Origin of the sequence: Synechocystis sp. CACIAM 05, assembly GCF_010222815.1 — a bacterium.
Taxonomy (GTDB): domain Bacteria; phylum Cyanobacteriota; class Cyanobacteriia; order Cyanobacteriales; family Microcystaceae; genus Synechocystis.
In genome coordinates this window covers 532,424-552,815 of the sequence record NZ_CP019225.1, presented here as the reverse complement: position 1 = coordinate 552,815, position 20,392 = coordinate 532,424, and the positions used below count along the sequence as shown (strand labels likewise).

The 20,392-nt window shown below is 49.0% G+C and carries 15 protein-coding genes and 1 pseudogene; 5 read left to right on the top strand and 11 right to left on the bottom strand.

Features of this window, described 5'->3' with window-relative positions:
- Window positions 1-46: 46 nt before the first annotated feature.
- The 3 genes from BWK47_RS02585 to BWK47_RS02575 are packed head-to-tail and all read left to right on the top strand — an operon-like array spanning window position 47 to window position 3,280.
- On the top strand, window positions 47-862 hold the full coding sequence (locus BWK47_RS02585; RefSeq protein ID WP_162327456.1) for an urease accessory protein UreD: 816 nt from the start codon (window positions 47-49) through the stop codon (window positions 860-862).
- 7 nt (window positions 863-869) lie between these two features.
- Window positions 870-1,835, top strand: a complete 966-nt coding sequence (locus tag BWK47_RS02580; RefSeq protein WP_162327455.1) for a carbon-nitrogen hydrolase family protein — start codon at window positions 870-872, stop codon at window positions 1,833-1,835.
- 41 nt (window positions 1,836-1,876) lie between these two features.
- Window positions 1,877-3,280 (top strand): glutamate decarboxylase, encoded by a 1,404-nt coding sequence (locus BWK47_RS02575; protein WP_162327454.1) that lies wholly within the window; start codon window positions 1,877-1,879, stop codon window positions 3,278-3,280.
- 55 nt (window positions 3,281-3,335) lie between these two features.
- Here the strand turns inward: BWK47_RS02575 and BWK47_RS02570 are convergent, their stop codons facing one another.
- Window positions 3,336-4,538, bottom strand: a complete 1,203-nt coding sequence (locus BWK47_RS02570) for a class I SAM-dependent methyltransferase (RefSeq protein WP_162327453.1) — start codon at window positions 4,536-4,538, stop codon at window positions 3,336-3,338.
- Window positions 4,539-4,637: 99 nt separating this feature from the next.
- Complete coding sequence (locus BWK47_RS02565) at window positions 4,638-5,390, bottom strand: HAD family hydrolase (protein ID WP_237269760.1); 753 nt, start codon at window positions 5,388-5,390, stop codon at window positions 4,638-4,640.
- Window positions 5,391-5,551: 161 nt separating this feature from the next.
- On the opposite strand from BWK47_RS02565, the gene BWK47_RS02560 reads away from it, so the two are divergent.
- Window positions 5,552-6,118, top strand: a complete 567-nt coding sequence (locus BWK47_RS02560) for a 5-formyltetrahydrofolate cyclo-ligase (protein ID WP_162327452.1) — start codon at window positions 5,552-5,554, stop codon at window positions 6,116-6,118.
- Between the two features lie 267 nt (window positions 6,119-6,385).
- Here the strand turns inward: BWK47_RS02560 and BWK47_RS02555 are convergent, their stop codons facing one another.
- The 7 genes and pseudogenes from BWK47_RS02555 to glnA all read right to left on the bottom strand — a co-directional run bounded on the left by BWK47_RS02555 (window position 6,386) and on the right by glnA (window position 16,867).
- Window positions 6,386-6,991 carry an FKBP-type peptidyl-prolyl cis-trans isomerase gene (locus BWK47_RS02555; protein WP_162327451.1) on the bottom strand — a complete coding sequence of 202 codons (606 nt, stop codon included), beginning with the start codon at window positions 6,989-6,991 and terminating at the stop codon, window positions 6,386-6,388.
- A complete protein-coding gene (locus tag BWK47_RS02550; protein ID WP_162327450.1) occupies window positions 6,967-7,935 on the bottom strand; it encodes a response regulator in 969 nt (322 codons plus the stop codon). Before BWK47_RS02550 ends, BWK47_RS02555 begins: the two co-directional genes overlap by 25 nt.
- Window positions 7,932-12,293: a high salinity-induced biofilm formation sensor histidine kinase Hik14 gene (gene hik14 / locus BWK47_RS02545; RefSeq protein WP_237269759.1), complete on the bottom strand. Its 4,362-nt coding sequence runs from the start codon at window positions 12,291-12,293 to the stop codon at window positions 7,932-7,934. The genes BWK47_RS02550 and hik14 overlap by 4 nt, the downstream gene beginning before the upstream one ends.
- 208 nt (window positions 12,294-12,501) lie before the next feature.
- Window positions 12,502-13,305, bottom strand: a complete 804-nt coding sequence (hpsJ-A, locus tag BWK47_RS02540) for an HpsJ-like protein, cyanoexosortase A-associated (protein WP_162327449.1) — start codon at window positions 13,303-13,305, stop codon at window positions 12,502-12,504.
- 534 nt (window positions 13,306-13,839) lie between these two features.
- A complete protein-coding gene (locus BWK47_RS02535) occupies window positions 13,840-14,466 on the bottom strand; it encodes a hypothetical protein (RefSeq protein WP_162327448.1) in 627 nt (208 codons plus the stop codon).
- 415 nt (window positions 14,467-14,881) lie between these two features.
- Window positions 14,882-15,181, bottom strand: a pseudogene (locus tag BWK47_RS02530) (type I glutamate--ammonia ligase); the annotation flags it as partial.
- A gap of 264 nt (window positions 15,182-15,445) precedes the next feature.
- On the bottom strand, window positions 15,446-16,867 hold the full coding sequence (gene glnA, locus BWK47_RS02525; RefSeq protein ID WP_010871683.1) for a type I glutamate--ammonia ligase: 1,422 nt from the start codon (window positions 16,865-16,867) through the stop codon (window positions 15,446-15,448).
- A gap of 210 nt (window positions 16,868-17,077) precedes the next feature.
- Between glnA and BWK47_RS02520 the strand changes: the two genes are divergently transcribed.
- A complete protein-coding gene (locus BWK47_RS02520; protein ID WP_010871682.1) occupies window positions 17,078-17,596 on the top strand; it encodes a GNAT family N-acetyltransferase in 519 nt (172 codons plus the stop codon).
- A 28-nt stretch (window positions 17,597-17,624) separates the two neighbouring features.
- Here the strand turns inward: BWK47_RS02520 and BWK47_RS02515 are convergent, their stop codons facing one another.
- Together BWK47_RS02515 and BWK47_RS02510 are read right to left on the bottom strand one after the other, a co-directional pair.
- Window positions 17,625-18,578 (bottom strand): NAD(P)H-dependent glycerol-3-phosphate dehydrogenase, encoded by a 954-nt coding sequence (locus BWK47_RS02515; RefSeq protein ID WP_014407073.1) that lies wholly within the window; start codon window positions 18,576-18,578, stop codon window positions 17,625-17,627.
- 139 nt (window positions 18,579-18,717) lie between these two features.
- The coding region (locus BWK47_RS02510) for a CHAT domain-containing protein (protein WP_162327447.1) at window positions 18,718-20,392 on the bottom strand (1,675 nt) is incomplete at its 5' end.

Sequence of the window (20,392 nt, the reverse complement as noted above, 5' to 3'; positions counted from 1 at the left end):
AGATCACAGTTATTATCCTTTGCTCAATTTACCGAGTGCAAATTCTTTGCTAAGCGCTTCCACTGTTAACCCTTCCGCCCCCTGGCAGGCCAATCTTTGGCTCCGCTATGACCGTCCAGGACACCGTACCCGCATGGTTGAATGCTTGGTGCAGGCTCCTTTGAAAGTGCAACGGTCTTTTTATCCGGATGACACTGGCCAATGTCAGACCATGTTGCTCCATACTGGGGGCGGCATGGTGGGGGGCGATCGCCTGGGGTATGACGTTGTCTTAGAAGCCCAGAGTGATGTGTGTTTCACCAGTGCCTCGGCGGGAAAGATTTATCGTAGTTTGGGACCCTGGAGTGAACAGACCGTCAACCTAGAGGTGAGAGTCGGAGCTTCGGTACTCTGGTGTCCCCAGGAAACAATTATTTTTGACCAGGCCCGCTATCAACAGAATTTCTGCATTAAGCTCCAGGAGCAGGCCCGTTTCAAAGGTTGGGAAATTGTCCGTTTGGGGCGCACCGCCAGAGGAGAAAAATTTACCCAAGGCCATTGGCGATCGAGTTGGGAAATTTGGCAGGGGGATAAATTAATTTGGGGAGAAAGGCAACAGCTAATTGGTTCGGAACAACTTTACGAATCTCCCAATGCCCTGGCGGGCTTCACCTGTTTGGGCACCTATGTGGACTTGAGTCGTTCCTTTGACCAGGATTTAGTCCATCAAGCTCGGGAGATGATTCACAGCCAAGGGCGATCGCCACAGTTTGGCCTAACTTTAACGGCTACCCAAGGCCTAATTGCCCGCTACAGGGGAAATTCCACCCAAGAAGCAAAGAGTATTTTTACCCAACTCAGTCAATTAAGCTCAGTCAACTAACTAGCCCATGCTTTACCTCACTCGCATTCACCCCCAACCACCCGCTCCAGGCACCGGAGTCCGATTAGCTATTTACCAAAACCAAGGGGGCCCCATTGGTAATGCGGAGGTGATCGCCTATTACTTGGCAAAAATGGAAGAAGCCCTCCAGGGAGCCCAACGTTTTGAAGCCCAGCTAATTAGCTTTGCCGAACTTTATCTAACTGGTTATGCCCTTTCTCCCCAAGAAGTCCATCAATTGGCGATCGCCAGGGACGGGGAAGTGATGACCAAGGTGGGGCAACTGGCGCAAAAATATCAGATGGCCATCATTTGTCCCTACCCCGAAAAGGCGATGATTGATGGGGAAGCCCATTATTATGACAGCATTAACCTGTTCGATGACCAGGGAAAATTAGTCAAAACCTATCGCAAAACCCATCTCTGGGGCCCCGACGAAAGCAAAATTTACTCCCGGGGCCATCGCCATAAAGAAGAAGGCAAAGCTTTTACAGTCCACGAAGTTAATGGTTTTCCCATCGGTTTATTGAACTGTTATGAGGCGGAATTTGCTGAATTGACCCGTATCCTGGCCCTGCGGGGGGCAAAATTAGTGGTTATTCCCACGGCGGCGGATATTTGGACCCTGTTATCCACTGGGGAAAGGACAAAAATTCCCTACCCTGATGTGTCCCACAACGTTATTCCCGTGCGGGCTTTGGAAAATCATATTTTTGTTGCCTATTGCAATCGGGCCGGGGGCGAAACCAGGCTCAATGCTCAGGGGGAAAAGGTGCTAGTGGGGGAATATTTAGGAAACAGTGCCATTGCCGGGCCCCACGGTGATCTTTTGCTCTATCCCCGTAACGAAGAAACTTTGCTCATTGCCGATTGTGTCTCCGCAGATTATGGTTCCCTCCATCCAGAACAAACTAATTACTTAGTTGATCGCCAATCAAATCTGTATGGGTCTTTGGCCAGCGAGTTAACCTGAAGGGAAAGTTAATCTCCATTGGCAAAATTGTAATAATCATTATGGTGCATAAAAAAATTGACCTCAACCAGCTCAGTGAAGCGGAAAGCCTACTGACCCCCACCTATGCGGCCCGGGGCCTAGCCAATTCTGTCAGTAAATATGAAATGCCAGAAACGGAAATGTTACCGGCGATCGCCTATAACCTCATCCACGATGAACTGGGGCTAGATGGCAATTCCCGATTAAACCTGGCCACCTTTGTCACCACTTGGATGGAGCCGGAAGCTAGGCAACTGATGGCGGATACCTTCGACAAAAACATGATCGATAAGGATGAATATCCCCAAACGGCGGAAATTGAGTTGCGTTGCGTCAATATTTTGTCCCGACTCTGGAATGCTCCGGCCAGTGCCGAAGCCACCGGCTGTTCCACCATTGGTTCTAGTGAAGCGGCCATGTTGGGGGGGATGGCCATGAAGTGGAAATGGCGGCAACGACGACAAGCGGCAGGGAAACCAGGCGATCGCCCGAATTTGGTTATGGGCATTAACGTCCAGGTTTGTTGGGAAAAGTTTTGTCGTTACTGGGAAGTGGAACCCCGCTTTGTCCCCATGAAAGGCGATCGGTATCACATCAGCCCGGAAGAGGCGATTAAGCTAATTGACGAAAATACCATCGGTGTAATTGGCATTTTAGGTAGCACCTTTGACGGCAGTTACGAACCCATTGAAGCTCTCAACGATGTTTTGGAAACTTTAAATCAAAGAACTGGTTGGCAGGTGCCTCTGCACATAGATGCCGCCAGCGGTGGTTTTATTGCTCCCTTTTTAGATCCAGATTTGCGTTGGGATTTTCGTTTACCTTGGGTGAAATCCATCAACACCTCTGGTCACAAGTACGGTTTGGTTTATCCGGGGGTGGGTTGGATCATTTGGCGGGATAAGGAAGAATTACCGGAAGAATTAATTTTCCATTGCAACTATTTGGGGGGAGATTTACCCAACTTTGCCCTCAACTTTTCCCGCCCCGGCAATCAGGTAGTGGCTCAGTATTATAACTTTCTCCGCTTAGGCAAAGAAGGTTACCGCAAAATCCAACAGACTTGTCGAGATACGGCTCTGTATCTATCTGGCAAAATTGCCCAATTAGGCCCTTTTGAATTGCTCACCGATGGTGGGGATATTCCTGTTTTTGCCTGGAAATTAAAGGACGAAGTATTGGCCAACACTTGTTACACCCTCTACGATATGGCCGACAAATTGCGGGAACGGGGTTGGTTAGTGCCCGCCTATCGTATGCCCAAAAATCGTGATGATTTGGTGGTGCAACGCATTGTGGTCAAAGAGGGTTTTAGTCGGGATATGGCGGACCTTTTGCTAGCGGACATGGAAAGGGCGATCGCCTATTTTGCCAGCCAACCGGACCACAAGCCGAAGCAGGAAGGCTCCCACTTTAGCCATTGACGATTGTATTAATAATCAACTGGGGTGAAAGCCCCAACAAATAACTAAATTTTGCTTACGCATCGGGGGGATTAACGGGGAAGAAAAATTCCACCCCCTGGTCAATTAAATGCTGATTATTAGCCAAAATTTCCCGCTTAAAGTTCCAGGCTAAAACGTAATAAATATCGGGTAAACTGGTCAGCTCTTTTTCAATCAATAGGGGAATGTGCATACCGGGAGAAACCAATCCCCGCCGTAGCTCATTTTTTTCCACCAAATAGTCTAAATATTGGGTACCAATGCCAAAGTAATTGAGCAACGTATTACCCTTCACCGGAGCACCAAAGCCCCAAATGGTTTTACCGGCTTGCTTGGCTTGATCTAAATAGGCCAGATTTTCCGCCTTCATTGTTTCAATGCGTTGGGCAAAGTCGAGGTAGGTTTGGTAATCATTACTTTTTTCATCTATTTCCGCCTGGCGCATGCCCTGGAGTCGTTCTGTAGGTTGCCGTTTGCCTTGATGGGTGACAAACCCGACAATGGAACCACCGTGGATGGGAGCTAAATAGGCATCGAACATGGACAGTCCATGGCGATTGAGCAATACCTCAATGGTTTGGAGATTATAGTACAGTAAATGCTCGTGGTAAATTTGGTCGAACGCTAGGTTTTCCACAATGCGTTTCATGTAAAGAAACTGCACCACAAATACCCCATCTTCTGCCAACGCTTCCCGAATACCTTCCGTTACGGAATGGAGTTCTTCGAGATGGAAAAAGACGCCCGCCGCATTAATGGCAGAAAATTTGCGTCCTAATTTTTTGACTACTTCTAAATTGAAAAAATCATTCAGGGTGGGCACCCCGGCATCGTTGGCAATTTTGGCAGTGGTTTTGGAGGATTCCACCCCCAGTACGTCGTAACCCAAGGCTTGGAAATGTTTTAGTTGGGTGCCATCGTTGGAGCCAATGTCCAGCACGGATTTTCCTGGGGTATTGGCAAAAAAGCGTTCGTCCACTTCCTGGGCGACTCGAGCAAAGTGGTCACTGAGGGATTTGGTCACACCGGACAGATAGGTGTGGTCCCCAAACATGATTTCTTTTTTAACTGTGTAGTCCAATTGCACGGTGCCGCAGTCCTGGCAGTATAAAACCCGCAGGGGATAATAGGGTTCCTGGCCCACTTCCGCCGGGGTGAGAAAATGGTTACACCAGGGTTGTTCCCCCAAATCGATCGCCAAATCTAGACGGGTAGAATCACAAACACGGCACTGCATAGGAACTAACCAAAAAACTAAGAACCAGGACGACGGGCAAGGGCTATCTTCCCACGTTTGTTGTTTCGGCTCAAGCTGAGGCTAGGCCATGGGGTTTGTTCAGGGCTGGCAGTGAATTTGCTGTAAATCGGCGATGGTGGCATCAGCACCTCGGAGATTTCCCTTGGGGTAGCCCGGCCAGTGAATGGCGATCGCCCCTTGGGCATGGGCCCCTTTGGCCATGGTGATATCCCCTTGGGCATCTCCAATCATCAACGTGTGCTCCGGTTTCACCCCTAACTCCCGGCAGGTTAGAAGGTATAAAGCTGGATCGGGTTTACTGAGTCCTTGGTCCGAACCCTTAGCCACATCCACTAGGCTTTGCAATTGGTGATCGGCAATGAACCGTTCCACACTCCTTTGGCGGGCGGCGGAAAGGATGGCAATTTTTCCCCCCTGTTGTCGCCAAAATCTAAGGCTGTCCACTACTCCGGGGAACATGGGACAGGTATGGGCATTGGCAATAATTTGGCGATCGGCCTGGTCAAAACATTGGTTGGCGATGTCCAAACTCTGGAACCAGCCATAGCCCTGTTCGGCAATGTAGCTAGCGGCGGCAATAACGTTATCCCGACGACTACCCACCGCCATTAAACCGCCAGGATCTAACTGGGCACTGCTCCGGTCAAAACCAAAGGCCCCAGCCAGGCGATCGCCAAAGTTTGCTGCTGATATTTCCTGCTCCAATAGGGCTAACCTAGCCACGGTGAGTTTTTCCAGATACACCTTGGAATTTTCCAGAGTGCCGTCCTTATCGAAAATGAGGGCTTGGACCTGGGTAAAAGTTCTGCCTTGAACGGTGATGTTGGCCAAATTAACTCCTACAAACGGCGATCGCCTTAGTTATACAACCAGGATTAAACCGGAAAATTCAAATACTATGGCCATTAATAGCGGGGGCAATCCACCACGACGTGATTCTAAAGATGGGGAACACCGCTAATTTTGACCTTTCTGAGTCACGGTGAGGATCAGTGGACAAAGCCCAATTACGAGCCCAATTACTACAAGAAAGAAGGCAATTATCGGAAGCCCAATGGCAATACCAAAGCCTGGAACTATGTGTCCAACTCCAGCAATGGTCGGTTTTTCAGCAGGCCAGCCGGATTTGTGCCTATTGCAGTACCCAACGGGAAGCGGATTTGCAACCATTGTTCGATCACCTAGGGAAAGCAAAAGTTTGGGGATTGCCCCGCTGTGTGCAAAAAAGTTTGGTTTGGCATCCGTGGCAATGGGGACAACCGTTAACCACCGGAGCCTATGGCATTAAAGTGCCCGCCGATCAGACTGAAATTTGGTCACCAACCACCGTGGATTTACTCCTAGTGCCTTGCCTAGCAGGCGATCGCCAAGGATACCGCTTGGGTTATGGCGGCGGCTATTATGACCGACTGTTTGCCGATCCATTATGGCGAGCAGTACCGAAGGTGGGCATATTATTCGAGGCGGGTTTGAAGGAAAAATTACCCCACGATCCTTGGGATATCCCCCTGCAAACCCTAGTGACGGAAAAGCAGATTATCCAAATTGAGAGTTGTTAAGAGGGATTTTCGTCGAAAGAAGGGCTGAAAGGTCGCCATTTTCCCCCTAAGAGCCGGTTTATAAGGTCTTATCTTGCTCCCTAAATTTCCTCACAGCTCTGCAATTCTGGGGGATTTCGCCTCTGTTTCCCCCCAAATTTGGGGGGTCAGGGGGGCTTTTCAAACAAGTTCTAAAACTCCCGCCATACTGGGGATTTTGATTTTCCCCAAAATTAGGAAGCAAGGGGGCTTATCCAGTTCCGTTCTAGGACAAAAATCCGCCAAAAACTACTTAATACCAAGCAATTCCACTTCAAATTCCAAGGTGGCATTGGGGGGAATTACACCGCCCGCTCCCCGGGAGCCATAGGCTAAATCGGGGGGAATGATCAGTTTACGCTTACCACCCACTTGCATGGTGGCCACCCCTTCGTCCCAACCTTTAATCACTTGACCCACGCCGATGGTGAAGGTAAAGGGCTTATTGCGGTCAACGGAGCTATCAAACTTAGTGCCGTCGGTGAGGCGGCCAGTGTAGTGTACTTCTACTTTTTGGCCTTTAGTGGGGCTGGGGCCTTCCCCTACCACTTCATCGATGTATTGCAATCCAGATTCGGTGGTGACAATATTGGCGGAATTTTCGGCAGTCATGGGAGATGGTTCCGGGGTTTGTAGGGCAGAAGCTTGGGCAATTTGGACTGGGTTAACTTCCTGGGGAGCGGCGATCGCCGACGGAGAAGATTTACCAAAAATGGCCACGGAAATTAACACCAAGCTAAAAAAAGTAACAACGGTCAGACTAATGAGAACGTCGCGCATAGCGGTAAAAAATTTCATCAAAAAAATAGGTCGGAGTAGTGTTGGCCTGATTATCCCATGGGTTCTTCCCCCCATCGACCACTGACTAAACGATTACGCCCTTGGGCCTTAGCTTCGTACAAATATTGATCCGCGGCCCCCACCAACTTGCTCCAACTGCTGCCTAGGTAAGGAATGGTGCTGGCACAACCAATGCTCAGGGTGACATGGTCGGCGATCGCCGATTGGGCATGGGGAATGGCTAGACGGGTAATCTCTGCCTGGATGTCTTCACCGATGTGGGTAGCCCCCTGGAGGTCTGTGTTGGGCAGGGCAATTAAAAATTCTTCCCCGCCGTAGCGAGCGGCCAAATCCTTGGGACGGTGCACCATCTTGGTTAAGACCTTAGCTACCTGTTGTAAACAGTCATCTCCTCCCTGGTGACCATAATGGTCGTTATAGTTTTTGAAATAATCTATGTCACACAACAGAATAGAAAAAGGATACTGTTCTCGGATTGCTTCGGACCATTCTGTGTCGAGAAATAACTCCAGTTGACGACGGTTGGCCAACTGGGTAAGTTGATCCACCTTAGCTAAGCGTTCCAACATTTGGTTAACGGATTCTAGTTGATATTGCAGACGGCTTTGATAGAGCAAACGTTTTACTCTCTGCCGCAGCACCGCCCAATGAATGGGTTTGGTCACATAGTCGATCGCCCCCGCTTCAAAAGCCCGATCCACCGAGGCTTCATCATCTAGCCCTGTGATCATTAACACTAATGGAGAAGGATTTTGATAGGTTTCCATCAGAGCCTGACAGCAGGCAAAGCCGTCCATGACGGGCATTACGGCATCCAGTAGCACCACCTCTGGTTTGATGTCGGCAAATTTGGCTAGGGCTTCTTCCCCATTTTCCGCCAGTTCCACCCGGTGTCCTTCCTTTTGCAAATAAACCCGCAGTTGCATCCTCATAAAACCGTCATCGTCCACCACCAAAATGGTTGCAGCCTGGGTTTCTGTTGGTTTAGGCAGATTCATGGCGAGGAAATGGTGAAGGGCGCAAGGGCTTCCACCACGGCGATGTGTAATTGTCGACAGCGGTCAACCAACTGAGGGGGAGACCCTAATCCTAGGTTACCTGATCCAGCATTCTTTTCTAGTTGTTGACAAAAAGTGGACAATTGTTGGGCTCCCAGGGAAGCACTGCTGGATTTGAGGGAATGGGCAGTGCGTCTGATCACGGCAAAATCTTCCACCTCTAAGCCCTGTACTAATTCTTCTATGAGCTTTTGGCTTTCCTGGCAGTAACACGCCACCATTTCCCCGAATAGGGTCAGGTCGCCGCCACAGAGGTCGTCCCGTAAAAAGGCGATCGCCGTGGGGTCAAGGGGAGACTCGGTTACATTAGTGGGTTTAACCATAGTTTGTTCTTCCACAATCGTAATTTTGTCCCCTAGAGTAGAAATATTTTCCTCAGCCTGGGGGGAAGTGGTTAGGGCTGGAGTATCCTGTAGTACTTTTCGTAGTTGGCTAATGGAAATAGGCTTACTAATATAGCCGTCCATGCCAGCATCCAAGCACTCTTGGCGATCGCCCGGCATGGCATTGGCGGTCATGGCCACAATGCGGGGCTGACGTTCCGGCGGCAAGGTTTGACGGATGTGGCGGCAGGCCGTTATGCCATCCATTACCGGCATTTGCATATCCATCAAGACCAAATCATAGAATTTTTTCTCCAAGGCATCGATTACTTCCTGGCCATTGTTGGCGATCGCCACCGGGTAACCCAAATTATTGAGCATCTGGTGGGCTACCTTTTGATTAACCAGATTATCTTCTGCCAAGAGAATTTGTAGGGCCGGTTGTAGACTGGTGGCGTTATCTTCTGTGGGGAGCCCATCCCCGTCTGGGACAAACTCCGGTAAATCTAACTGATCAAACTGTGGCGCGTAATCAGCCAGATTCATAGACCCCTGAAAAATGTTAACTAAACTGTCAAAGATTAAGGATTGACGCACTGGTTTATTGAGCACCGTCTTAAATACGGACAATTCTTCCGATCCTGCCACTAGCCCAGAGGAAAGCAGAATAATGGGCAGATCCTTGCCCTGGGCAAATTGTCGTAGATGGTGAGCCAGGGTAATGCCGTCCATATTGGGCATTTGTAAATCTAAAATGGCCGCATCCAAGTTTTGGCAACGGGCAAACCAATCTAGGGCCGATTCCCCACTGGTGAAGCAATGGCACACCAACCCCCAGGCCTGGCATTGATCCTGCAGAATCCGCCGGTTAGTTTCGTTATCATCCACAATCAAAACTTGTTTACCCTTCATCTGTTGCACCGAATCAGCTTCCGCTAGGGCGGGGGCCTGGGCTGTGGTCAGAATGCAGAAACGAAAATTGGAACCTACCCCCGGTTCACTGGTCACCGTCAGCACCCCTCCCATCATCTGGGTCAGGCGTTGACTAATGACTAAACCCAATCCTGTGCCACCATATTTCCGGGTGGTGGAAGAATCCACTTGGCTAAAGGACTTGAACAGACGGTCTTGCCGATCCAACGGTATGCCAATGCCCGTATCCCGCAGATTAAAACAGATGCGATGGCTGGGGTGGGGTAAATTCAAAATAGTGTGGTAAGACTCAGCGGGATCAAAGGGTTCCCCTTTCACCGTCAGCACTACTTCCCCCTTTTCGGTGAATTTGAGGGCATTGCCGATCAAATTGGAGAGAATTTGCCGCAATCGTACCTGGTCTCCCAAAATGCGGGCCGGGGTTTGGGGGTCGATGCCATAGGTCAATTCCAAATGTTTAGCCCTGGCAATGGGACCAAACATTTCCAGCACCGTTTCAATTAGGGGTCTCAGTTCAAATGCTTGGGTTTCCAACACCAGTTTATCGGCTTCAATTTTAGAAAAGTCGAGGATATCGTTGATGATGGTCAGCAGGGTTTCTCCACTCTGGCGAATGGTTTGGACGTAATCTAGTTGCTGTAGATTTAAGTCGGTCATAATCAACAATTCCGTCATGCCAATGACTCCATTCATGGGAGTGCGAATTTCATGGCTCATCATGGCCAGGAATTCACCTTTGGCACGGTTAGCGGCTTCGGCGGCCCATGTAGCTTTTTCTAATTCCAGATTTTTCTGGGCCAATTCCCGACGGCGTTCCCGTTCCTTTTCCAGTAGGGCGGCTTGGGCTAGGGCTATGCCCATTTGTTCGGCGATCGCCTCTAGTAACTCAATTTCGTCCGCTGTCCAAACCCGTTGTCGGTCACACTGGTGCAGGGCAATGATCCCGTTGGCTTTACCTTGATAGGAAGTCCGCACTGCCAAAAAGGATTTGACCTGGAACCGTCGGTAAAATGTTTTGGTGTGGTTGGAGTTTAAATCCTGGTCTAGGTCCACCACAGCCATGGCCCGATCGCCTTGAATGATGGTGGGATTATAGGCTTGTTCCACGGCAATTTCTCCGGCTAACAGGGAAGTAAATTGTCCCCCTAAATACTCCGCCACCACGGGCACCTGTAGAGTAGTGGCTTCCGAGTAGTTGTGGATCAGGCAACGGCTCACGGCAAAGACATTGCCCACTTGACGGGCGGCGGTTTGGAAAATTAAGGTCGGTTGTAAGCTCCGGCGGATTTCCTGGCTAATTTTCCGCATTAACAGGATTTGATTAAGCTTTTTCTGGAGGATGTCCTGGGCCTGTTTACGGTCAGTGATATCTAGACAAGACCCCACGTAGCCCATAAATTTCCCGTCTTCGAGATAACGGGGCACCCCCACATTGACAATCCAACGGTATTGCTGGTCTGCCCTGCGGTAGCGATATTCCAATTCAAAACGTCGGCGATCGCCAAAGGCCTGGGAATAAACCCCTAAGTAATGGCCCTTATCATCGGGGTGAATGCCTTCTAGATAGCCATTGCCCGCTTCTTCCGCTAGGGTAGCCCCCCGGAATTCCAACCAAGACTGATTGACAAAGGTCATTTTTTTGTCCTGGTCCGCCACCCACAACATAATCGGGGAGGTGTCCGCCATCATGCGAAACCGGGCTTCACTTTCGCGCAAACTTTTTTCCGCCTGTTTGCTGGAAGTAATTTCAAAGCGGATGGCTAGGTACTGATAGGGATTGCCGTTGTCATCCAAAAAAGGCACAACAGTGCTGTCAACCCAATAGGTGCTACCGTCTTTGGCTCTGTTGTTGATTTGCCCGTGCCAAACTTTTCCCGCCCTAATGGTTTGCCAAAACTGCTGAAAAAACTCCCGGGAATGGTAGCCAGAACTGACCAAACGATGGGTATTGCCAATCAGTTCTTCCCGACTATAGCCAGAGACTTCGACAAATTTATCGTTGACGTAGGTGATGACTCCCTCGGTATCGGTGATAGCCACAATGGCCGCTTCATCCAAGGCCGTTTTTTGTACGGCCAATTCCTGGAGGGTGGATTTTAAAAACTCTTCAACTTTTTGCTGTTGTTTGATTAATTCGCTTAGTTTTTCCCCATGTTTAGTGCTTTTTTGCAGATAGTAAACGGCGATCGCCACGGCCCAGGCCATAAGCAAGCCACTGAACAAAGTCCATTTAGACGAACCATACTGGTCCAGCAGGATGGGGCCAGGCACCAATTGCAGTTGCCAACGGCTAGTCATAACTTCTGCCTGGGGCAATGAGTTAGCCCATCTCAGTTCCTGGGTCGCTACAACGTCCTGCTGCCAATAGGCCGGGACATCGTCATATATAAGTTGATTGTCTTCAAAAATGCGTAGACCGAAACTCCGCAGACTACTATCCTGGTCTGGTTTATTGCCGAACAGAGGACGAACGGAGTCTATGAACTGATCGAGCTGGAAAACCCCCACCACAAAACCGTCAAACCTATCGCCAATAAATAGGGAGACATAGACGAAAAATCCCTTCTCTCCTTGGTCTAAATCCACCACTCCGCTGAGGATGGTATTTTTTTCCCGGGCAGCTACTTCTAGGGACTGAATTAGCTGGGGATATTGGCTGGCATAGTCAATGTCTTGTTCATCACCGGGCAATGGCTCAACCCACCGCACCACAAACTTTGAATCTACCCATTGGATCGCCTGATACCCATCGAAGCCTTCTGCCTGGGCCCTGGCATCTAACCTCCAATCTGTTTGCTCCGTTCCCGTTGGCGATCGCTCCCAACGCGCTGCCATCTGCTCCAATTGGTCGACATGGATATTGAGTTGGTTTTCAATTTGTTCGTGAATGTTAGTTAGGCGATTGGTCAAAACCTGCTTCAGTCGCTGTTGAACTTGGTTGTAGAGAAAAAACCAAGTATGAACAGTCATTACCGATAGCCCAGCCCCGATGAGAATTGGCAGTACGGGGGAAAGTAATAGGCGACGCAGGGGAGATTTCATCGGCATCAGGGTGGCATTAATAACTATGATAAGTCCACAGCCTAATCCCTGATTTTTTCAGAAGATATCAAAAAATCTGGATTGATCTACCCAAACGACAGCAATGTCGGGGAATGATAGTTTACATTTCTGCCCTTGGAAGTTCGGGGGGCTCTTCAAACACCATCCCAGAAACCCCCAAGGCCAAATTCCTAACCGTTGGGCCAGCTTAAAAGACAAGGAATCCAACCCGCCGGGTTTTGAACCACACTAGAGTATTCACGATGATGATAATAATTAATTGACAAGCCAATCGGGCCGAACGTTTAAAGAGAACAGCGAACCGTTCCCGTTGCCCCCTTGCTGCGTCTTTGGGTACCCGTTCTTTAATCTGAGGCAATTGTTCGCGAATAGTTGCTTGAATTTCCCCCACACTGGCTACGTCGGCATTGGGAATAGGCACGCCTAGGGTCTGGGCCACTTGCAAAAGTTGATTTTTATCCGTTACTCGGTCGAGGTTGGTTTCTACGTTGCCAATTAGTTCTTGGCTGGCTTGGGTTTGGCGGGTAAATTCGGTTTTAATTTGGCCAACAATGCGGTTGGTGTTGACCAAAACCAGGGGTAATGCCAGCAGGAACAGTAGGGCCCAGAGCAGTAAAAACCAACGGATGGCAAAAATAAGCCGCAGTTCAATCCGCCTAACTTGACTCAAACCGCCATGGAAAAAGCCAGTCAGCACAAAACCAATGCCAATTAGAAAAGCCCAAGATTGGTCGGACAGGGCGGAAAGGGTGGACAGTTCCCATTCTGGGTTGAGGAAATTGGGAGGGAAAACCACCGCCGCACAATCAATCAGGGTCATGAAAATCATCGAGTAGCCCACCAACGGCAAAACTCTGCCTGCTCGGCTGAGAAATTCGTACTGATAGCTGGAGTCGTTGATTTTTACTTTCCAAAAGAGGGATTGGATAGAAGTGAAAAATTCTTTAATAAGTTTTCGTGGTTTGTCGATCAAGTTCACCAGTTTAGGCATGTTAAATTAGGTTATGAATATTTAATTTTCCTTTGACAAAGGACAGAAATAAGAAAGTATTTGAAAAGTGCAAGGCTAGGTATTTATCCCCCTAAATCTACGGCGTAAAAAGGGGGACTTTTGTAACAGTTCACCCTTTCCTAAGGGGGGATTAAACAGACAAGACTCAACTTTTGAAACTAGCTCTAAGATACGATTTGCACTCACCTGATTAAATGCCGGAATATCTATTTCCGTCTTATAATAATTGATTAAATTAGAGCAACAGATTAATAAGTATCTCTCAATTTGCCCTTAATAAGAGGTCTTTTTGCGATGACATCTATGTATTTGATGATTTGGTATAGCAAAGACCGAGACGGTTAGGACTAACAGTTACTGAAACCCTCTCAGAATAAGCGTTTTGAAATTAAACGTGTCCCCAATAACTCACTCTTTGCTATATTAAATGGTTTTTTGTAAGTAGGCAAAAAAAAGGCTCCAAAATACTGGAACCGTTTTTTGTCTGGGAAGAAAATATCAAGGTTCACTGGCCTATTCAGCGGCGGACGCAACCATCTCGGGAGGTTGGGGCAGGGAAACAGGCAATTGTACTTTAGCCATGTCCCGTTTGCGCTTGAGCCAGAAGCCAGCACCGAGTAACACACCGCTTGCTACGACGGGAAAAGCGTCAGACTCGAAGGGAACAGGAGTGCCGACGGCTTGAATGTTATTTGTAGATCTGGAGAAGGAGCCCTGTGATTCTGATGCTCCAAATGACCAGATGTTGCCTGACGGAAAGGGGGTTTCGTCAAGTGGCGGACCAAAGGACATGCTCAACCTTTGGAGATTAGAAGCGGCTGTTCTGAAACTTGCACCAACCTGATCACCGCCAAGAGTAGAAAGTTGATCGTAGGTGCGGGAGGAAAAGTTGAACAATGGACTAGCACTACTAGCAGCAGAAGTTACTATATTAATCGACGAGAACTGACCGGTCACAGTGTCGTATCGAAAAGATCCACTAACATTACCTGATGTACCAGGGGGGGCACCTGTAAAGTCAAAGTTAGTGGTTGGTATGACGAACTGCATGATGACAGCCTCAGCAGATGGGGCAAAAGCCATGGAGGAAACGCCAGCGGCCCCCAACAGGCCCAGAAAAGCTAAATTTTTCGTTTTCATAAGTTCGCAGAAGAATAAAAATGTACGAGAGGTCGGCTTATGTCAACGAGCTTCTTTCGGTCGAAGTCTGAAAAATCTCAACTTCTTCTGCCACCGACGTAGGCACTACCCACACCAGACCAGCAACCTAAGATAGTCTCACACCTACGTAGTCTAGATTAAGGCAAATGTCTTGTCAACTAGCTATCTACCTTTATGGGTATTTTCTGACATATAATCCTTTAAGTGGCAGAATTCGCTTAAGTCTAGACGCTTAAGCATGATAGTAATAATGTAGTAGCAGAGACAAAAATAATCGTGCCCTCGTCCCTAGTAGCTACCTGCCAGCTTAGGGCTAGGGGGCCTTGAAAACACATTTAAGTCTATTCACCCAAGGCGAGCACGGGCTTTTTTCTCAAACTAGGAATGGAGCAAATTAGCGGTCGTAGTACAAGGAGAATTCGTAGGGGTGGGGACACAGGCGCATGGGGTTAATTGCGTTGTCCAGTTTGTACTCAATCCAACTTTCCACAAAGTCAGGGGAAAATACCCCCGTGTCGATGAGAAATTCATGGTCTTTCTCCAACGCTTCGAAAGCAGCTTCCAGGGAGCCGGGGGTAGAAGAAATTTTGGCCAATTCTTCCGGGCTGAGGTCGTGGATGTCCACATCCAAAGGTTTGCCGGGATCAATCTGGTTTTTAATCCTGTCAATGACCGTACAGAGTATGGCGGCGAAAAAATCTTGTCAACTAGCTATTTACCCTTGGGGGTATTTTCTGATATGGAATCTTTTAAGTGGCAGAATTTGCCTAAGTCTAGACGCTTAAATATGACAATAAAATGTGACGATAATGTAGCAGCAGAGACAAAAATAATCGTGCCCCCGTCCCTATTAGTTACCCCCCAGCTTAGAGCTAGGGGGCATTGAAAACACACTTAGGTCTATTCGCCCAAGACGAGCACGGGCTTTTTTCTCAAACTAAACTAGGGGTGGACTAATTTAGCAGTCGTAGTACAAGGAGAATTCGTAGGGGTGGGGGCGCAGACGCATGGGGTTAACTTCGTTGTCCAGTTTGTACTCAATCCAACTTTCCACAAAGTCAGGGGAAAATACACCAGTGCCGGTGAGGAATTCATGGTCTTTTTCCAACGCTTCCAAGGCCGCTTCCAGGGAGCCGGGGGTGGAAGGAATCTTAGCCAATTCTTCCGGGCTGAGGTCGTAGATGTCCACATCCAAGGGTTCGCCGGGATCGATTTGATTTTTAATCCCGTCAATGCCCGCACAGAGCATGGCGGCAAAGGCCAGATAGGGATTGGAGGTGGCGTCGGGGCAACGGAATTCCAGACGTTTGGCCTTGGGGTTACCACCGGAGAGGGGAATCCGCACGGAAGCAGAACGGTTACCTTGGGAATAGGCCAAGTTAACGGGGGCTTCAAAACCGGGCACTAGGCGCTTGTAGGAGTTGGTGGTGGGGTTAGTGAAGGCCAACAAAGCGGGGGCATGTTTCAAGATCCCGCCGATATACCACAGACCCATCTGGCTAAAGCCGGCGTATTTGTCCCCAGCAAAGAGGGGCTGGCCATCTTTCCAGAGGGATTGGTGGACGTGCATGCCAGAACCGTTATCGTTGAAGATGGGCTTGGGCATAAAGGTAACGGTTTTGCCGTACTTTTTGGCCACGTTTTTGATCACATATTTATAGATCATCAAGTTGTCCGCGGAATTAACCAACTTGTCGAACTTGATGCCCAATTCGTTTTGACCACCGGAAGCTACTTCATGGTGATGCTTTTCAATGGGAACGCCAAAGGCCGCCATGGTGAGCAACATTTCTGTGCGGATATCCTGGGCGGTGTCGGTGGGAGCCACGGGGAAATAACCCTGTTTGTAGCCTGGTTTGTAGCCGAGGTTGCCCCCTTCTTCTTCCCGACCAGTGTTCCAACGCCCTTCGACACTGTCGGCAAAGTAGTAGCTGGAGTTTTCCGTTTGGCCAAAGCGAATATCATCGAAGAGGAAAAATTCGGCTTCGGGGCCAAAGTAAACGGTGTCGGCAATGCCGGTACCGCGGAGATATTCAGCGGCTTTGGCCGCAATGGTGCGGGGATCCCGGTTATACCATTCCCCGGTGCGGGGCTCCTTGATGCTGCAAATCATAGACAAGGTGGGTTCTTTGCAGAAAGGATCGATGGTGGCGGTGTTTGGGTCGGGCACCATGCACATGTCGGATTCGTTAATGGCTTTCCACCCCCGGATACTGGAGCCATCAAAGGGAATACCTTCGGTGAAGGAGTTTTCGTCAAGTTGGTCGTAATAGAAGGAGCAGTGCTGCCAAATTCCCGGCGTGTCAATAAATTTGAGGTCGATAATCTTAATGTTTTCGTCTTGGATCCACTTGAGGACTTCCTGGGGGGTTCTGGCCATTTTTTCTCCTTAGTGCAGTCAGATAAATTACGATTTTGCGCTGCGTCGACTATCCATCGTAAAGAGTCAAGTAGTTAGAAAATGTATTTTTCGCTACCATTTTTTGCGGCTCCATTCTGGCGATCGCCTAGAAATGACGGAAACCATCGCAAATCCCATTAACATTTAGATCAGTGACCATACCCAACCCGCAAGTACTAAAATATTGCTGTGATCCCATCTGACCTTTTCCTACGGGATGCCACCATTACGGATTTAGATTCTATTGTTGCTATCTACAATGCCAACATTCCCCAAAATGTGGCCACCGGCGATACCGATGCGATTACGGTGGAAAGCCGTCGTCAGTGGTTTGCGGACCATGGACCAGATACCTATCCTCTCTGGGTGTTGGTAACGGAGCACAAGCAAATAGTTGGTTGGTTGGGTTTTCAGCGGTTTTATGGTCGCCCGGCTTACCACCGCACTGCGGAGTTGAGCATTTACCTCGATCCCCTCTGGCATCATCGGGGTTTGGGGCAGTATTTACTCAAAACGGCGATCGCCAAAGCCCCCCAGTTGGGGCTGAAAACTTTGCTGGGATACATTTTTGCCCATAATCAGCCCAGTATTCGTTTGTTTCAACGCCATGGTTTTGAGCAGTGGGGTCTATTGCCCAAGGTGGCGGAGTTGGGGGGGCAGGAACGGGATCTGCTGATTCTAGGATTACGGTTAACAACCTCACAATGATGGCTGTTCTGGCCCAATAGACAAGGAGTTAAAGATCAAAATCTTCAAATTCCGCTTTCAATTCCCTTTCCATTAATGCTTCCACTGCCTGGGGAGGGGTAATTTTTCCATGGAGCAAACGGTAAACCTGCCGGGTGATGGGCACAGCAATTTTTTCTCGATTGGCAATTTTGATTAGTACGTCGGTGGTGTTGACCCCTTCGGCGGTGCCCCCCAGGTTGGCCAAAATTTCTTCTAAGGACTGACCTTTGGATAAACCATAACCCACTCGATAATTACGGCTGAGCATGCTAGAGCAGGTGGCCAATAAATCTCCTAGTCCGGCTAAACCCCAAAAGGTATCCGGTTGGGCCCCAAAATGTAACCCCACCCTGGTAATTTCTGGTAAAGCTCTGGTAATTAACGCTGATTTAGCATTGGTGCCTAGCCCCAACCCTTCGCATACTCCCACGGCGATCGCCATGACGTTTTTCAGGGTGCCACCCAATTCCGTACCCAAGGGATCATTGTTGGTGTAAACCCGGAAGTTATCCGCGGCAAAAATGGTTTGAATTTCCTCCGCTGCGGCTTGGTCGCTACTGGCCACCACCGTGGCCGCCGGTAAACCCTGGTCAATTTCCTTCGATAAATTCGGCCCCGACAAAACGGCGATCGGCTGGGAAGGAAGGGCAGCTTGCCAAATTTGGGAAGGGGTAGTCATGGTTTCTGGATCTAAACCCTTAGTGGCCGTCACCAAAATAGTCCGCCGCTGGAGGTCCATGGCCTCCAACCGGGCCGCCACCGATGGTACCCCCTTAATGGAAACCGCCGAGACAATTACATCCGCTCCAGCCACCATGGATTCTAGGCTCTGCGGCGATCGGCGAGACCAAACTTGGGTAGGAATGTCATTGTTATTCAGCACGTAGGCAAGACTAGAACCCCAGGCTCCGGCCCCCAACACAACGACCTGGGGGGGAGTATCAGCATTAGCAAAGGACATGATTTTTGGGTAATTTGACTTCGCCTCCATTATGACCACGGATTGGTCCCTCCAGTGACCCTAGCCATAGTAAGAAAGCCCCATTATGGTCAACAAGTGAACTGAATTGACACAATGGCTTGATTAAATTATTTTCTCGTTACCAAGGGCTGCCCACTAGGGTGAAGCCACTCCAAAAATAGGGATGACTTAAATCTTGAGTTGCTAAGCGTTGTCGAATATCAGCTGGTAAATCCGCCAAGGAAATATTTGTACCATCCCCAAGGACTAGATTACCGTCCACAACCCGAATTTCTCCTCTGAGCAGGCTTAGTTGGGCCTGCTGTAGGGCCTTGGCCTTGATGGGGGCTGGCTGAAGTTGATCATAAAAACTAGTCATCAGAGCAAAGGTAGCTTCATCGCTGACATACCACAAACTCCCGATCGCCGTTTTGACTCCAGTTTTCACCGCCAGGCCAGCAAAGCCTAATTCAGCGTCAAAGTCTCCCACCGCAGTGCGACAGGCCGACAGCACCATCAAATCAATGGGTTTATCCAAGCCCACGTTAGCAAATTCGTCTAAATCCAAAGAGCGATCGCTGAAAACCACAAAGGAATTATTGCGATTACCCGGTAAAAATTCACCATGGGTAGCTAAATGTACTAGACGATACTCCTTAGTTGCCAAGGACTGGACAAAGTTATTCACCGTGAACCGGTCATTGAGGAAAGCACTACCCCGCCAGAGTTGATTGGTAATGGTGTCTACCTCCACCGCCGCCGCCGGCAATGGACTTTGGTTAGCAAACTCTTCCGCTCCCATGGCCAATATCTGGGCCCCAGTTAGGGGCGCATAATCCCGGTTCGTCAAACTCAAACTGGGCATCAGCCCCACGCTATAGTCCTCAATCAAGTATTGCCCAGACTGGCGATCGTACATGGTGGCCATGGGCAGAGAACGCAAGCCCCGGTCGAGAATAAAGCTAATATTTTCAATTTTCTTATTCTCCAAAATCGGTTTAATTGGCTTGATAAACCAGTCATATAACTGGGATGCCTGGCCTTGGTAATTATCGTCTCGATTTGCCGCCGTTAGATTTCGGTTTAACATTTCCACCTGGCGGATTACTTCCCTGCGGCTAACGTTAAGGGGAATGGGACTAGCAATACCGTCTGCCGTAACTACCACAATTACCAATTGATCGTCCGGCCGCGGATCATTATTAGGAGGAATAATCAGTTGCTCAGTGGATGCCATCTGCCAATGACTGACCTTAGCATAGGGGGCCACAGGGGGAATAGCCGGCTCACTATCAGAGGAAAGTTGCCATTCAGGAAGATTTTTCCCTGCAGTTCCTGGAGGATAGAAATAGATATAAACCAAGGCAGAATTTACCCCGGTATTGAGATTTAATTCCTGCAAAACATCAACGGGATTAACCAATTCAATATCAATATTTAAATTGAGGTGACTAGTGAATTGTGCAGAAATACTTTCCTCTACGTTTTCATTTAGTTGCTGTTGTAAAACAACCTGATTAGTGGGGATGTTAACCCCAACATTGGCGCTGAAAGTATTAATGCCGGGAACTGTATCTTGGCTCTGAATTTCCAAGCTGGGGGTATTGGTAACAGTAGAACGCTCAATATCAAACGATATTTGCCTCTCATCATCAATTTCCTCAACATCTGGAGAAGTTGGAGGTTCGACGGGTATGGGAGGAGTTGGAAGCTCAGGCTCAGGTTCCGGTTCCGGCTCGGGTTCCGGCTCGGGTTCCGGCTCAGGCTCAGGTTCCGGTTCCGGCTCGGGTTCCGGCTCGGGTTCAGGTTCAGGT

Coding starts and splice junctions, on each gene's coding strand:
- BWK47_RS02580 (WP_162327455.1), top strand. CDS start 870: ATGCTTTACCTCACTCGCATTCACCCCCAACCACCCGCTCCAGGCACC.
- BWK47_RS02575 (WP_162327454.1), top strand. CDS start 1,877: ATGGTGCATAAAAAAATTGACCTCAACCAGCTCAGTGAAGCGGAAAGC.
- BWK47_RS02570 (WP_162327453.1), bottom strand. CDS start 4,538: ATGCAGTGCCGTGTTTGTGATTCTACCCGTCTAGATTTGGCGATCGAT.
- BWK47_RS02555 (WP_162327451.1), bottom strand. CDS start 6,991: ATGGGGGGAAGAACCCATGGGATAATCAGGCCAACACTACTCCGACCT.
- BWK47_RS02550 (WP_162327450.1), bottom strand. CDS start 7,935: ATGAATCTGCCTAAACCAACAGAAACCCAGGCTGCAACCATTTTGGTG.
- hik14 (WP_237269759.1), bottom strand. CDS start 12,293: ATGAAATCTCCCCTGCGTCGCCTATTACTTTCCCCCGTACTGCCAATT.
- hpsJ-A (WP_162327449.1), bottom strand. CDS start 13,305: ATGCCTAAACTGGTGAACTTGATCGACAAACCACGAAAACTTATTAAA.
- BWK47_RS02535 (WP_162327448.1), bottom strand. CDS start 14,466: ATGAAAACGAAAAATTTAGCTTTTCTGGGCCTGTTGGGGGCCGCTGGC.
- glnA (WP_010871683.1), bottom strand. CDS start 16,867: ATGGCCAGAACCCCCCAGGAAGTCCTCAAGTGGATCCAAGACGAAAAC.
- BWK47_RS02515 (WP_014407073.1), bottom strand. CDS start 18,578: ATGTCCTTTGCTAATGCTGATACTCCCCCCCAGGTCGTTGTGTTGGGG.